This window comes from Nonomuraea sp. WAC 01424, assembly GCF_003947315.1.
GTDB lineage: Bacteria > Actinomycetota > Actinomycetes > Streptosporangiales > Streptosporangiaceae > Nonomuraea > Nonomuraea spiralis.
Genome location: NZ_QHHZ01000009.1, coordinates 89307 through 102098, shown reverse-complemented (window position 1 = coordinate 102098; position 12792 = coordinate 89307). Strand labels below are relative to the sequence as shown.

The 12792-nt window shown below is 72.1% G+C and carries 13 protein-coding genes; 6 read left to right on the top strand and 7 right to left on the bottom strand.

The features are described from left to right. Window positions 1-11: 11 nt before the first annotated feature. Together DMB42_RS24840 and DMB42_RS24835 are read right to left on the bottom strand one after the other, a co-directional pair. Window positions 12-1136: a zinc-binding dehydrogenase gene (locus DMB42_RS24840; protein WP_125637416.1), complete on the bottom strand. Its 1125-nt coding sequence runs from the start codon at window positions 1134-1136 to the stop codon at window positions 12-14. A 76-nt stretch (window positions 1137-1212) separates the two neighbouring features. After that, the gene (locus tag DMB42_RS24835; protein WP_125637415.1) at window positions 1213-1848 is read right to left on the bottom strand and encodes a TetR/AcrR family transcriptional regulator; all 636 of its coding nucleotides are present in this window, start codon (window positions 1846-1848) and stop codon (window positions 1213-1215) included. Window positions 1849-1924: 76 nt separating this feature from the next. On the opposite strand from DMB42_RS24835, the gene DMB42_RS24830 reads away from it, so the two are divergent. The 4 genes from DMB42_RS24830 to DMB42_RS24815 are packed head-to-tail and all read left to right on the top strand — an operon-like array spanning window position 1925 to window position 7439. Further along, entirely contained in the window at window positions 1925-3175 is a 1251-nt protein-coding gene (locus DMB42_RS24830) for an MFS transporter (RefSeq protein WP_125637414.1), read from the top strand. Continuing rightward, window positions 3165-4766, top strand: a complete 1602-nt coding sequence (locus DMB42_RS24825) for an alpha-amylase family glycosyl hydrolase (RefSeq protein ID WP_125637413.1) — start codon at window positions 3165-3167, stop codon at window positions 4764-4766. The genes DMB42_RS24830 and DMB42_RS24825 overlap by 11 nt, the downstream gene beginning before the upstream one ends. Next, a complete protein-coding gene (locus DMB42_RS24820; protein WP_260477914.1) occupies window positions 4763-6469 on the top strand; it encodes a glycoside hydrolase family 2 protein in 1707 nt (568 codons plus the stop codon). Before DMB42_RS24825 ends, DMB42_RS24820 begins: the two co-directional genes overlap by 4 nt. Beyond that, on the top strand, window positions 6456-7439 hold the full coding sequence (locus DMB42_RS24815; protein WP_125637411.1) for a DUF2804 domain-containing protein: 984 nt from the start codon (window positions 6456-6458) through the stop codon (window positions 7437-7439). The genes DMB42_RS24820 and DMB42_RS24815 overlap by 14 nt, the downstream gene beginning before the upstream one ends. Window positions 7440-7499: 60 nt before the next feature. Here the strand turns inward: DMB42_RS24815 and DMB42_RS24810 are convergent, their stop codons facing one another. The 3 genes from DMB42_RS24810 to DMB42_RS24800 form a co-directional block, all read right to left on the bottom strand. Then, window positions 7500-7844, bottom strand: a complete 345-nt coding sequence (locus DMB42_RS24810) for an RNA polymerase-binding protein RbpA (RefSeq protein ID WP_125637410.1) — start codon at window positions 7842-7844, stop codon at window positions 7500-7502. A gap of 153 nt (window positions 7845-7997) precedes the next feature. After that, window positions 7998-8612: a hypothetical protein gene (locus DMB42_RS24805; RefSeq protein WP_125637409.1), complete on the bottom strand. Its 615-nt coding sequence runs from the start codon at window positions 8610-8612 to the stop codon at window positions 7998-8000. Between the two features lie 111 nt (window positions 8613-8723). Then, entirely contained in the window at window positions 8724-9218 is a 495-nt protein-coding gene (locus tag DMB42_RS24800) for a nuclear transport factor 2 family protein (protein ID WP_125637408.1), read from the bottom strand. A 33-nt stretch (window positions 9219-9251) separates the two neighbouring features. Here DMB42_RS24800 and DMB42_RS24795 point away from each other — a divergent pair, with 33 nt between their 5' ends. Next, the gene (locus tag DMB42_RS24795) at window positions 9252-9731 is read left to right on the top strand and encodes a helix-turn-helix domain-containing protein (protein ID WP_185844846.1); all 480 of its coding nucleotides are present in this window, start codon (window positions 9252-9254) and stop codon (window positions 9729-9731) included. Between the two features lie 113 nt (window positions 9732-9844). Next, window positions 9845-10351: a hypothetical protein gene (locus tag DMB42_RS24790; RefSeq protein ID WP_125637407.1), complete on the top strand. Its 507-nt coding sequence runs from the start codon at window positions 9845-9847 to the stop codon at window positions 10349-10351. Window positions 10352-10357: 6 nt separating this feature from the next. Here the strand turns inward: DMB42_RS24790 and DMB42_RS24785 are convergent, their stop codons facing one another. Together DMB42_RS24785 and DMB42_RS24780 are read right to left on the bottom strand one after the other, a co-directional pair. Further along, window positions 10358-11791 carry an MFS transporter gene (locus DMB42_RS24785; RefSeq protein WP_125637406.1) on the bottom strand — a complete coding sequence of 478 codons (1434 nt, stop codon included), beginning with the start codon at window positions 11789-11791 and terminating at the stop codon, window positions 10358-10360. A 183-nt stretch (window positions 11792-11974) separates the two neighbouring features. Then, a complete protein-coding gene (locus DMB42_RS24780) occupies window positions 11975-12775 on the bottom strand; it encodes a glycerophosphodiester phosphodiesterase family protein (protein ID WP_125637405.1) in 801 nt (266 codons plus the stop codon). Window positions 12776-12792 lie beyond the last annotated feature (17 nt).

The following is a 12792-nucleotide window of genomic DNA, read 5'->3' as shown; positions in this document are numbered from 1 at the left end:
AATGGGGGATTTCAGGCGGAGGGGTCGATGGCGAGCTTGACGACGTCCCGGCCGTCCAGCGCGTAGCCGGAGCCCAGGGCCTCGAGCGCCTCGCGGACCCGGCCGAGCGGCACGCGGTGGCTGACCACCTGCTCGAACGGGCTGCCGCCGCGCTCCAGGATCGTCAGCGCCTCGTGGTAGCGGCGCTGCATGTCGGGACCGGCGCCGTAGACCCCGGCGATGGTGATGTCCCGCTTCAGCAGGTCGCTGAAGGGGTTGAAGGGAACGGTGCCGCGGTCGGTGAAGTTGCCCAGTTCGGCCAGTACGCCGCCGTCGGCGACCAGGCCGAGCGCCTCGGTGAACGACTCGGGCGAGCCCGCGGTGCCGATGACGGCGTCGGCGCCCTCGCGGCCGAGGGCGTCGAAGACCGCCCGGCGGCGCCCGGCGGTTCCCTGGCCGAGATCGACGACGGCGTCCGCGCCGAGCCGCGCGGCCAGCTCCAGGCGGGCGCCGGGCGCGCCGACGGCGACCACCCTGGCCGCCCCGGCGGCCCGGGCGGCGGCCACGGCCATCAGGCCGATCGCGCCGACGCCCTGGACCACGACGGTGGAGCCGATCCGGATCGCGGAACGTTCCACACCGTGCAGGGCCACCGACAGCGGCTCCTGCAGCACGGCGACCTCGGCGGGCAGATCGGTCCGGTAGAACACCGTTCCCGCGTTCGAGGCGTACAGGTGGGTGGCGAAGCCGCCGGTCAGGTACGGCGGCCGGTCGGCGGGGGAGGCGAAGCCGTAGGACGGCCGCCGGTCCGGGCAGTTTCCCGGCCTGCGGCGTACCTGGCACTCGAAGCACCGGCCGCAGCTCAGCGACGGGAAGACGCCGACCCGGTCGCCGACGGCCACCGGCCGGCCGGCGTGGTCGGTGGCCACGCCCTCGCCGAGCGCCGCCAGGCGGCCGACGATCTCGTGCCCGAGCAGCGCGGGGAAGCGCACGCTGGCCAGGCGGCCCCGGTAGATGTGCGCGTCCGTGCCGCACATGCCGCACAGCTCGACCTCCAGGACGAACTGTCCCGGGCCGGGCCGCGGCAGGTCATACTCGCGCACCTCCACCGCGCCCGCGACGCCGGTGACGATCGCCGCGCGTGCCGTCGCGTCCATGCACCGCCTCCTGCATTCTGCTTTCTATAGAATGTGGAAGACGGTAGTTCGTCCGGTTTTGAACGGTCAATCCTTGTTACCGGAATGTTTCTGAGGACACGTCCACGAAGTAGGCCCGCAGCAGCCTGCGTCCCTGCTCGACCATGGCCCGATCGCCCTGTGGCGTCGAGGAGAACGACAGGTGCAGCACGGCCGCCGTGGCCTGGATGGCCAGCCGCATCACCCGGTACGGATCGGGCAGCGCCGGCAGCCCCGCCTCCTCCAGCGCGAAGTGGTAGAGCCGCTCGGCCAGCACGTCCCCGCTCTCCCGCACGCTCCCCGCGGGCAGGAACGAGGCGCCGCCCGGTCGGGTGTCGGCGAAGTCGACCACGGTGAAGCCCGGCACGCTCCTGCGCATCGCGACCGTCTCGGCCAGGACCACCTCCGCCGCCCGCGGCCAGGTCAGCGCCGGCTCCGCGGCGATCCTGACCCGCAGCCGGGCCAGCAGGAGCTCCAGGTTTCGCAGGGCCAGCTCGCGCAGCATCCCGGGTCTGCCGTCGAAGAACTGGTAGATGGTGCCGGCGGGCACGCCGGCGCTCCTGGCCACGTCGGAGATGGTGAGGGCGTCCAGGCCCACCTCGTCCAGCAGGCGCGCGGAGGCGTCGAGGATGCGCTCGACCCTGTCGATGCTGCGCCGCTGGACCGGCCGCCGCCGGAGGCCCGGGTTCTCCACGGACAAGTCTTAACATAACGACCCGTCATGTTCTAACGTGACATCCTCTCACGTTCCCCCCCAACGGAGGACATGCATGGCCGAAACGCGCCTCGCGCCTGACAGACGGGTATCCGCGGGCTGGATGTCCCTGCTGGCGCTGGCCCAGATGGGGGTCATCATGGCGATGACCGTCGGAAACCAGATCCTGCTCCCCTCCCACGTGGCCCGCATCGATCCCCAGCACAAGGAGGCGTCGCTGGCGGCCGTGTTCGCCGTCGCCGCCGTCTGCACGATCGTGGCCAACCCGCTGTTCGGCGCCCTGTCCGACCGGACCCGCGCCCGGATGGGCCGGCGCCGCCCCTGGATCGCGGGCGGCGCGCTGGTCTGCGCCGCGTCCCTGGTCTTCCTGTCCCGCCAGGACTCCCTGGCCGGGCTGATCATCGGCTGGGCGGTCGCCCAGCTCGCCTTCACCGCCGCCCTGGCCACCGCCATCGCCACCGTGCCCGACCAGGTGCCGATCAGCCAGCGCGGCAAGGTGTCGGCGCTGGCGGGCGTGGGCCAGCTCGCCGGGCCGCTGCTGGGCGGCGTCGAGGTCACCGTCGTGGCGACCGGGTCGCAGGCCGGGTTCCTGGCGATGGCGGTCCTGGTGCTGCTGCTGGTGCTGCCGTTCAGCCTGTTCACCCGGGAGCCCGCCACCGGGCCGGCCGACCTGCCGCCGTTCGACGCGCGTTCGCTGCTGCGCAGCTTCCGCGTGAGCCCGCGCAAGCACCCCGACTTCGCCTGGGCCTGGGTGAGCCGCTTCCTGATCACCCTCACGCTCGCCATGGCCATCGGCTACCTGCAGTACTACCTGCGCGACGGCGTCGGCTACGAGGCCCTGTTCCCCGGCTCCACCGTCGAGCAGGGCGTCGTCGTCCTGGTCGCGGTCTTCACGCTGAGCAGCGTCGTCCCCACGCTGCTGGCGGGCTGGCTGTCGGACCGCTCCGGCAACCGCCGGGCCGCCGTCTTCACCGGCGGCCTCACGATGGCCGCTTCCGGGCTCGTGCTGACGTTCCTGACGAGCTGGCCCGCCGGCTCGGCCGCCAGCGTGCTGCTGGGCGCGGGCTACGGCATGTTCGCCGCCGTGGACCAGGCCATGGTCACCCAGCTCCTGCCCGCCGACGCCGACCGCGGCAAGGACCTGGGCATCGTGAGCCTGGCCAACTCCGCCTCCAACACGCTCGGGCCGGTGATCGCCGCGCCCCTGGTCACCTCGGCGGGCGGCTACCCGCTCATGTACGCCGTCGCGGCGGGCTTCGCCGCCCTCGGCGCCTGCCTCATCTGGAGGATCCGCAGTGTTCGATAACGACGCCTGGTGGCGCGACGCCGTCGTCTACCAGATCTACCCGCGCAGCTTCGCCGACGGGGACGGCGACGGCCAGGGCGACCTGCCGGGCGCGCTGGCCCGCCTGGACCACCTGGCCGACCTGGGCGTGGACGCCGTCTGGCTGAGCCCGTTCTACCCCTCGCCGCTGGCCGACGGCGGCTACGACGTCGCCGACTACACCGGCGTCGACCCCCGCTACGGCACCCTGGCCGACTTCGACGCCTTCGTCGCGGCGGCCACGGCCAGGGACATCAAGGTCGTCGTCGACATCGTGCCCAACCACTGCTCCTCGGCCCACCCGCGCTTCCAGAAGGCGCTGGCCGCCGGCCCCGGCAGCCCCGAACGCGACTGGTTCGTCTTCCGCGACGAGCCCAACAACTGGCAGTCCATGTTCGGCGGCCCGGCCTGGACCCGCACGCCCGATGGCCAGTGGTACCTGCACTTGTTCGACGCCGCCCAGCCCGACTGGAACTGGCGGCACCCCGGCGTGACCGCCATGTTCGAGGACGTGCTGCGGTTCTGGCTGGACCGCGGCGTGGCCGGGTTCCGCATCGACGTGGCCGCCATGCTGTTCAAGGAGGACGGCCTGCCGGACGTCGTCCCCGGCAGCCAGGGCGCCCCGCTGGCCCCCGGCCGCTCGGCGGTGCCGTACGAGCACCAGCCCGAGCTGCTGGAGCTGTACCGGTCCTGGCGCAAGATCCTGGCCGCCTACCCAGGGCCGCGCGGCACCGTGGCCGAGATCTGGTTCGCCGACGCCGCCCAGGCCCGGCCCTACCTGACCGGCGACGGCCTGGCCCAGCTGTTCAACTTCCGCCTCATGCCCCTGCCCTGGTCGGCCGGGGAGTTCCGCGGCGTGGTGGAGGAGTCGTACCGGCTGGCCAGCGAGACGGGCGGCTCGATCCCGTGGGTGCTGGGCAACCACGACGTGCCGCGCATGGTCACCAGGTTCGGCATCGACCAGGACCTGGTCCGCGCTCCGACCCCGGACGTACTGCTCGGCCGGGTCGCCGTGGACGCCGAGCTCGGCACGAGACGCGCCCGCGCGGCCGCGCTGCTGCTGCTCGCCCTGCCCGGCGGCGCCTACATCTACCAGGGCGACGAGCTGGGCCTGCCCGAACACCTCCAGATGCCGGACGAGGCGCGGCAGGACCCCATGTTCGAGCGCACCGGCCGCGCCTTCATCGGCCGGGACGGCTGCCGCGTGCCGCTGCCCTGGTCCGGCACCTCCGCGCCGTACGGGTTCGGCGCGGGCGGCACCTGGCTGCCCCAGCCGCCGGACTGGGCCGCCCTCACCGTCGCCGCCCAGCGGGACGACCCCGGCTCCACGCTCAACCTCTACCGCGCCGCCCTCGCCCTCAGACGCGAGCACCCCGCGCTCGGCGAGGGCGAGCTGACCTGGCTCGGCGCGCCGCCCGGCGTGCTGGCCCTCACCCGCGAGCCCGGCTTCACCCTCATGGTCAACTTCGGCCCCGACCCGGTGCCGCTGCCCCCGCACTCCGCCGTCCTGCTGGCCAGCGGCCCCCTGGACGGCGGCACGCTGCCGGCCGACACGGCGGTGTGGCTCTCGTGACCCACGACCCGGTCCCGCTCCCGGAGTACCCCCGGCCCCAGCTCGTCCGCGACAGCTACCTCAACCTCAACGGCCGCTGGCGGTACGCCGTCAACGATGGGACGCGGCCCGGCTCCTACGACGGCGACATCGTCGTCCCGTACTCGCCGGAGGCGCCGCTGTCCGGGGTCGGGCGGCAGCTCCAGCCGGGGGAGACCCTGTGGTACCGGCGCTCGTTCGAGCCGCCCGCCGGGCCCGCGGGCGGGCGGGTGATCCTGCACTTCGGCGCCGTGGACCAGACCTGCCGGGTCTGGGTCAACGACGTCGAGGTGGGCGGCCACACCGGCGGCTACCTGTCCTTCTCCTTCGACGTCACCGACGCCCTGCGCGAGGGCGGCAACACCCTCGACGTGGCCGTACGGGACGACAGCGACACCGGCTGGCACGCGCGCGGCAAGCAGCGGCTGCGGCGCGGCGGCATCTGGTACACCGCCCAGTCGGGCATCTGGCAGACGGTCTGGGCCGAACGCGTGCCCGAGACGTACGTGGAACGGCTCACGCTGACCCCCGTGCTCGCCGAGGAGTGCGTGGAGGTGACCGTGCACGCCCCGGCCGGCGAGGCCGCCATCGAGATCCTCGCCGCCGGGGAGGTGGTGGCCCGCGCCACGGCCCCGGCCGGGAGCCCGGTGCGCGTCCCGCTGCCCGGCGCCCGCCCGTGGAGCCCGGAGGACCCCTTCCTGTACGAAGTCACCGTCACGCTCGGCGCCGACCATGTCCGCGGCTACTTCGGCATGCGCTCCTTCTCCGTCGGCCCCGACGGCGACGGCGTGCCCAGGCTGCTGCTCAACGGCCAGCCGTACTTCCACGCCGGGATCCTCGACCAGGGCTACTGGCCCGACGGCCTGTACACGCCGCCGTCCGACGAGGCCATGGTGGACGACATCGTCATGATGAAGCAGCTCGGCTTCACGATGCTGCGCAAGCACATCAAGATCGAGCCGCTGCGCTGGTACCACCACTGCGACCGGCTCGGCATGCTCGTCTGGCAGGACCTGGTCAACGGCGGCGAGACCTACCGGCCGCTGGTCATCACCACGCCGGCGATCCTGCCGCTGCGGCTGGACGACCGCCGCCACCACCGCTTCGGACGGGCCGACGCCGACGGGCGCGCCGCGTTCGAGTCCGAGCTGCGCGAGACCGTCGAGCACCTGCGCAACGTGGTCGGCCTGGCGGTGTGGGTGCCGTTCAACGAGGGCTGGGGCCAGTTCGACGCCGCGCGCGTCGCCGGCGAGCTGGCCCGGCTCGACCCCACCCGTACGATCGACCACGCCAGTGGCTGGCACGACCAGGGCGCCGGCGACCTGCTCAGCCTGCACGTCTACTTCCGGCGTTTCCGCCCGCCCCGCCCGGACGGCCGCGTCCTGGTCCTGTCGGAGTACGGTGGCTACAGCCTGCCCGTCGAAGGCCACACCTGGGGCGAGAAGGAGTTCGGCTACCGGCGCTACGGCACCGCGGCCGAGCTGGGCGAGGCGTTCGTCCGGCTGCACGAGGAGCAGATCGTCCCGGCCATCGGCAAGGGCCTGAGCGCCACCGTCTACACCCAGCTCTCCGACGTCGAGGACGAGCTGAACGGCCTGCTCACCTACGACAGGGCCGAGCTCAAGCTGCCCGCCGACCTCATCCGCTCCGTCACGAGAAGGCTCACATTCCATGACCACCCATGAACGGGAGATCACCGCCCCCATCGACCTGTGCCTGCCCGGCGGCCGGCTGAACCCCGCCGCGGTCGGCTGGACCCGCACCCCGCTGCACCGGGCCGGCCTGCGCGGATGGGGACGGCGCAAGCGCTGGGAGTACTGGGGCGTGGTCACCCCCTCCCACATCATCGGCCTGGTCGCCTCCTCCCTCGACTACGCCGGGGTGCACGGGATCTACGTGCTCGACCGGGCCACCGGCGAGGAGTTCGCCAAGGACGTGGTGGTGCCGCTGGCCCGCGGCGCCGTCCTCCCCGACCGCAGCGGCGCGGGCACGGTCTCCGTACGCGGCGGCGGGCTGGCGATCGAGATCCGGCAGGACCCCGGCGGCACGCGCATCCACGCCGCCGCCCCGGGTGTGCAGATCGAGCTGGAGGTGCCGCTGCCCGAGGGCCACGAGTCGCTCGGCGTCGTGGTGCCCTGGGGGCCGAACCGGTTCCAGTACACGGTCAAGGACGTCGGCCGCCCGGCCCGCGGACGCCTGCGGCTGGGCACGGCGGAGTTCGCGATCGAGGAGACCGACTCCTTCGCGGTGCTGGACCACGGCCGCGGGAAGTGGCCGTACGCGGTCACCTGGAACTGGGCGGCCGGCAGCGGGCCCGGCAGGGCCGTCCAGCTCGGCGGCAAGTGGACCGACGGCACCGGCGTCACCGAGAACGCCCTGTTCACCGGCGGCCGGCTGCACAAGATCGGCGATGAGCTGGAGTGGTCCTACGACCGCGCCGACTGGCTGCGCCCGTGGCGGATCACCGGCCCGCGGGTCGAGGTGGAGTTCCGGCCCTTCCACGAGAAGGTCGCCCGTACCCAGCTCGGCGTCGTGGCCAGCGAGACCCACCAGTGCTTCGGCCACTTCTCCGGCCGGATCCAGGACGACGACGGCGCGTGGGTCGACCTCGACGGCCTGACCGGCTGGGCCGAGGAGGCCCGTAACCGCTGGTAGCCGCCACGGACACAGCGAAACCCCCGGGCGCCGCCCGGGGGTTTTCACCGTGAGAGGTCGTCAGGCGCTCTTGCGTCGCTGCGCGCGGAGCACCGCGAGCCTCTCGTTGAGCACCTCTTCCAGGTCCTCGATGGACCGCCGCTCCAGGAGCATGTCCCAGTGTGTCCGCGGGGGCTTGGTCTTCTTCGACTCCGGCTGCTCACCGTCGACCCGCACCGCGGTCACGCCGCACATGCGGCACTCCCAGGTCGCGGGGATCTCGGCCTCGGCGGCAAGCGGAACCTCGAAGCGATGGCCCTTAGGACAGGTGTAGGACACCTCCTGGCGTGGGGCCAGATCCGTGTTACGGTCGTTCTCGTAGCTGGTTGCCCCGAGCCGGGTGCCACGAAGCGCGCGCTCGCCCATGTCTAAATGCCTCCTACAGGGCCCCCATACGTGGGGGGTCTGTCTCCCACGGTGTCTAACGCTTGGTACCGTGATGGGATTCCCACCCGCGGGGTGATCCAATCGCGCTTGGGGCCTCGGTTATTCGAGCCCGCTCCGATCGGCTCCGCGTTCTCAGGCCGCGACCCCTGTGCGACGGGCCCTGACCAGGCTCGATGCCAGCCACAACGCGCCGATCATGATGAGCGCCCCGTGCGCGATCCGCACCGGGTACGGGCTGAAGAACTGCGGGATGAACAGTGCGAAACCCAGCCCGAGCACGATTCCGGCCTGCCTGGGCAGCGTCCCCGTGCCCCAGACGGCCACCGCGGCCATCACCGCGCCGACGCCGAGCAGCGCGAGCCCGGAGGCGAACATGGTGATCGCGACCGGGTGGAAGCGGAACTGCGTGGCCAGCTCCATCAGTGCGGGGTTCCCGTCCGCCAGGGAACGTGCGGCGATCACGTGCAGGCCGAAATCCTCGGCGCCGTAGTAGGGGAGCGTGAGGCCGGCGCCCACCCAGGTCACCGCGGCCGCCCGCAGCGACAGGCGGTCGCCGAGCACCTGGTGGAGCCCGAGCACGCCCAGGCCGAGCAGTACGAAGCCGAGCATCGCGGCCAGGTGGCCGGTGACCCAGCCGGTCGAGGCCATCGCGACGGCGTCGTCGCCGGACGGGCGCAACACCGGATAGGCGAACAACAGGATGCCGCCGAGGGCGAAGGCGGCGGAGGTGAGGCGGGGGGCGGTCATGGGATGCTCCTTGCTGAGGGCGTTGCTCCGTTATGAGAGCAATGCTCTCGCCATGGGCCCGCCATGTCAAGAGCACTGCTCTCTCTTTGGAGCATCGTCATGCCGTGGAGGTCACGTCAGAAGCGGCACCAGTGTGCGGTCGCCGAAGTTCGTCATCGCCGCCAGCGGCTTGGAGGCCGCGCTGACCAGCAGCGGAAGGCCCGGCGTGCCCTTGCCTCTGGCGATCCGGGGGCCGAGCGCGGCCATCAGTGCGGTCAGCGCCGGCAGCGGCCTGATCCACATCGTGAGCTCCCGGATCAGGCCGTCGTCGTCCAGGACGAGCTGGGCGACCTCGTTCAGCTCCTGGCGGCCCACCCGGGCGGTCGCCGTGAGCATGCGGACGTTCCCGTCCCCGATGTCGCTCTGGTAGCGCAGGTCCGACAGTACGTCGAAGACGGCCTCGAACAGCTCGCCCACCTGTCTGCGGCCGTCGAAGCGGGCTCTGTAGCTCAGCGGCGAATGGAACACCACCCCGTCGGCGAACGTCGCCTTGATCGCCTGGACGTCATGCGCCTCGCCGGCCTCGCGGTACGCCCGGGCGGGTGAGTCCTGAATGTGAACTGTCATGGGTTCACTTTATCAACCGACTATCCTGGGTGCATGAACAGGTTCGGTGAGATGCACTGCTCCATAGCCCAGGCCGTCGGCGTCATCGGCGAGCCCTGGACGCCGCTGATCCTGCGTGACCTGTTCCTGGGCCTGCGCAGGTTCGACGACCTCGCCGAGGACCTGGGCATCTCGCGCAACCTGCTGGCCCGCCGGCTCGACCATCTCGTCGCGACGGGGGTCGTGGAGAAACGGCCCTACCAGGAACGGCCGGTGCGCCACGAATACCTGCTGACCGAGGCGGGGCGTGACGTCGTGCCCGCGCTGATGACCCTCATGGCCTGGGGTGACCGCTGGTCCACGCCGCCCGGCGGACCGCCCGCGCTGCTCGTGCACTCCTGCGGCCGGCAGTTCACGCCCGTCGTCACCTGCCCTCACTGTGGCGGGGAGGTCACCGCCGAGACCGTGCTGCCGGTGCCGGGCCCCGGAGCCGCGCGCGGGCCGGGGACGATGGTCCTGGCCGCCGATCTGTGACGGTCCGCGTTTGACTCCCGGCCCGGCGTGAGAGGACTCTCATCGGCCGCTCACGGCCACCCAACGGCCTCCGCGCAGCCTGAGGGGACGGGGACGTCGTACAGGAGGCGTAGATGGATCTCGGACCACGGTGGCTCGCGTTGGCGGCCGCGCTCGCGTTCGTCCTGGGCGGCGGGGCGATGCTTCTCCCCGCGCAGGCGTCGTCGCCCCCCCAAGCCCTCGTCCTCGCCGCTGACGACGACGGGGACGACGACGATGACGACGGGGAGGCCCGCTCGACCGGGCGGCGCGATCGGGCCAGGGATCAGGCGCCCGAACGGCGGCGCGAGGACGACGTCCGGGGCATCCCCGGTCTGGAGGCGCGTGACCCCGAGCGTGCGCCCGGTTCGTACGACGCCGGCGACCGGGTCGTCCGCGCGCAGGACGACGTCCCCAGGCGGGCCGAGATCCTGCTGGACGGCGACACCATGAGCAACTCCGTCAGCGGCACCGTCGGCAACACCGTCGGCAACGGCGTGGGCGCCGGCGGGTACGTCGGCCCGCTGGTGCTGGCGGCCATCCTCGGCACCGGCCTGCTGGTGGGCGCCACGTACTGGTTCTCGCGCAGGTTCGGCCCCTGACGGGGGTCAGATCCGGGAGGGGACCTCGTTGCCGGCCGCCCTGATGGCCTTGGGCAGGTTCGTCAGGGCGAGCAGCACGAAGCCCACCACGAAGAATATGATCATGGACACGATGGCGATCCGGTAGCTGTTGGTGAGCTGCAGCGCGATCGTCACGGTCAGCGACCCGATGAACGCCGACCCCTTGTCGCTGATCTGCAGCAGGCTGAAGTACTCCGCCTCCCGCCCCTTCGGGATCACCTGCGAGAACAGCGACCGCGACAACGCCTGCGTGCCGCCCAGCACGATCGCGATGGCGAAGGCCATCAGGTAGAACTGCAGCGCCTGCCCCTCGCCGACGAACATGGCCACCACCACGATCCCGGTCCACAACACCAGGCTGGCCAGCACCGTGCGCTTGGTGCCGAACCGGCGGGCCAGCGACCCCAGCAGCAGCGCCCCGAAGAACGCCACGAACTGCACCATCAGGATCGCCGTGATCTGTACGGTCTTGTCCAGCTTGAGCGCCTCGGAGGCGAAGGCCGCGCTGTTGCCGATGACCGTCTGCACGCCGTCGTTGTAGACCAGGTAGGCCACCAGGAACAGCAGCGTCAGCGGGTAGCGCCGCAGTTCGGCGAGCGTACGGCCGAGCTGGCGGAAGCTGCCGCCCACCGAGCGCAGCGTCGTCGTCTCGTGCGTGGCCACCGGACGGTTGCGCAGCCGCAGCAGCGGGACGATCGTGAAGATCGCCCACCACAGCCCGGCCGACATCATGCTGATGCGCACCGCCATGCCCTCGCTCAGCCCCAGGCTGTCGTGCTGCAGGAACAGCCCCAGGTTGAGCAGGAGCAGCAGGCCGCCGCCCAGGTAGCCGATCGCCCAGCCGCGTGAGGAGACGCCGTCGCGCTCCTCGGGGGTGGAGATCTGCGGCAGGAAGGAGTCGTAGACCACCACCGAGGAGCCGTAGGCCAGGTTGGCCACGACGAACAGCACGCCGCCCAGCATGTAGCGGTCGCCCTCGACGAAGTACAGGCCCATGGTGGCCAGCGCGCCGACGTAGGCGAACCCGCCGAGCAGCTCCCGCTTGCGGCCGGTGTGGTCGGCCAGCGCGCCCACGATGGGCAGGAACACGATCTGCAGGAACACCGCCACCGTCAGCGTCAGCCCGAAGAAGGCCGCGGGCCTGATGTCGGCGCCGAGCACGTCGACGTACCCCAGGCCGGGGTGGCGCAGGACGAGCGCGTCGAACTGGGACATGCACGTCTCGGAGGCCAGCTCGGGGAAGTCCTTGGCGCAGGCCGCGGTCTTGGCGACCGGGATCAGGTACGGCCCCAGGAACACCGAGATGATCGTGGTGTAGAAGGCCGAGTTGGCCCAGTCGTAGAAGTACCAGCCGCGCTGTTCCCGGCGGCGCGCCGCGGGGGAGTCGTCGAGGGCCGCGGGGGGTGCGGTGGAGGCCATGGTGTCGTGTCGCTCCTCTGCGGCCGGGCGGCCGGGGGCCTCGCGCGGCCCGGAAACGGGGATGGGACCAAACTTGACGGAGTGACCATCCTCGCAGGTCGCAGGTCACGTCCGGATGTCGTGCCCATGACCTTACAGTGATCACCGCATGAGAGGAAGGTCGCGCCCGCCGGGCCCGTACGGTCAGGCCGCCATGCCGCGCGGATGCCACAGGCCCCGGCGGTCGAGGACCTCGCGCAGGCCGATGACGTTGTCGGTCATGATGCCGTCGACGCCGAGGTCGAGCAGGCTCTCCATGCGGACGGTGTCGTTGATCGTCCACACGTGCACCTGCATGCCGATGGCGTGCGCCGTACGGATCAGGCGGCCGGTGGTGACGCGCAGGCCGCGGAAGCCGATGGGCACCTGCGCGCACGGGATCCCGGCGCGCGACAGGCGGGTCAGCAGGCGGCCGTAGCCGGAGGTGGTCGCGGCGGCCCGCAGCGCGGCCACGCCGCGCGGGCCGAGCGCCGAGCACACCTCGCGGCCCATCGCGGCCCTGGCCATGACCAGGCGTTCGTCGGAGAAGGAGGTCAGGCAGACGCGGTCGTGGGCGTTGGTGCGGCGGATCGCGTCGGCCAGCGGCGCGATGGCCGCGGCCTCCTTGACGTCGATGTTGAAGCGCACCTGCGGCCAGGTGCCGAGCAGGTCCTCCAGCAGCGGGATCTCGTGCAGGCCGCCGATGCGGGCCTGCCGGACCGCCCGGTAGGGCAGCTCGGAGATGCGGCCCCGCCGGTCGGTCACCCGGTCGAGGGTGTGGTCGTGGAAGGCCAGCAGCACGCCGTCGGAGGTGGCGTGCGCGTCGGTCTCCAGGTAGTCGTAGCCGAGGGCGACCGCCCGTTCGAAGGCCGCGACCGAGTTCTCGGCGCCCTCCAGCGCGCCTCCGCGGTGGGCGAAGGCGAGCGGGCCCGGATGGTCGAGAAAGGCGAAACGACGGCTGAGCACGACCCGAGTATCCCTTC

Bases quoted from the DNA above. Each gene is read 5' to 3' on its own strand.
- DMB42_RS24840 (WP_125637416.1), bottom strand. From the start codon at position 1,136: ATGGACGCGACGGCACGCGCGGCGATCGTCACCGGCGTCGCGGGCGCG.
- DMB42_RS24830 (WP_125637414.1), top strand. From the start codon at position 1,925: ATGGCCGAAACGCGCCTCGCGCCTGACAGACGGGTATCCGCGGGCTGG.
- DMB42_RS24815 (WP_125637411.1), top strand. From the start codon at position 6,456: ATGACCACCCATGAACGGGAGATCACCGCCCCCATCGACCTGTGCCTG.
- DMB42_RS24810 (WP_125637410.1), bottom strand. From the start codon at position 7,844: ATGGGCGAGCGCGCGCTTCGTGGCACCCGGCTCGGGGCAACCAGCTAC.
- DMB42_RS24805 (WP_125637409.1), bottom strand. From the start codon at position 8,612: ATGACCGCCCCCCGCCTCACCTCCGCCGCCTTCGCCCTCGGCGGCATC.
- DMB42_RS24800 (WP_125637408.1), bottom strand. From the start codon at position 9,218: ATGACAGTTCACATTCAGGACTCACCCGCCCGGGCGTACCGCGAGGCC.
- DMB42_RS24795 (WP_185844846.1), top strand. From the start codon at position 9,252: ATGAACAGGTTCGGTGAGATGCACTGCTCCATAGCCCAGGCCGTCGGC.
- DMB42_RS24790 (WP_125637407.1), top strand. From the start codon at position 9,845: ATGGATCTCGGACCACGGTGGCTCGCGTTGGCGGCCGCGCTCGCGTTC.
- DMB42_RS24785 (WP_125637406.1), bottom strand. From the start codon at position 11,791: ATGGCCTCCACCGCACCCCCCGCGGCCCTCGACGACTCCCCCGCGGCG.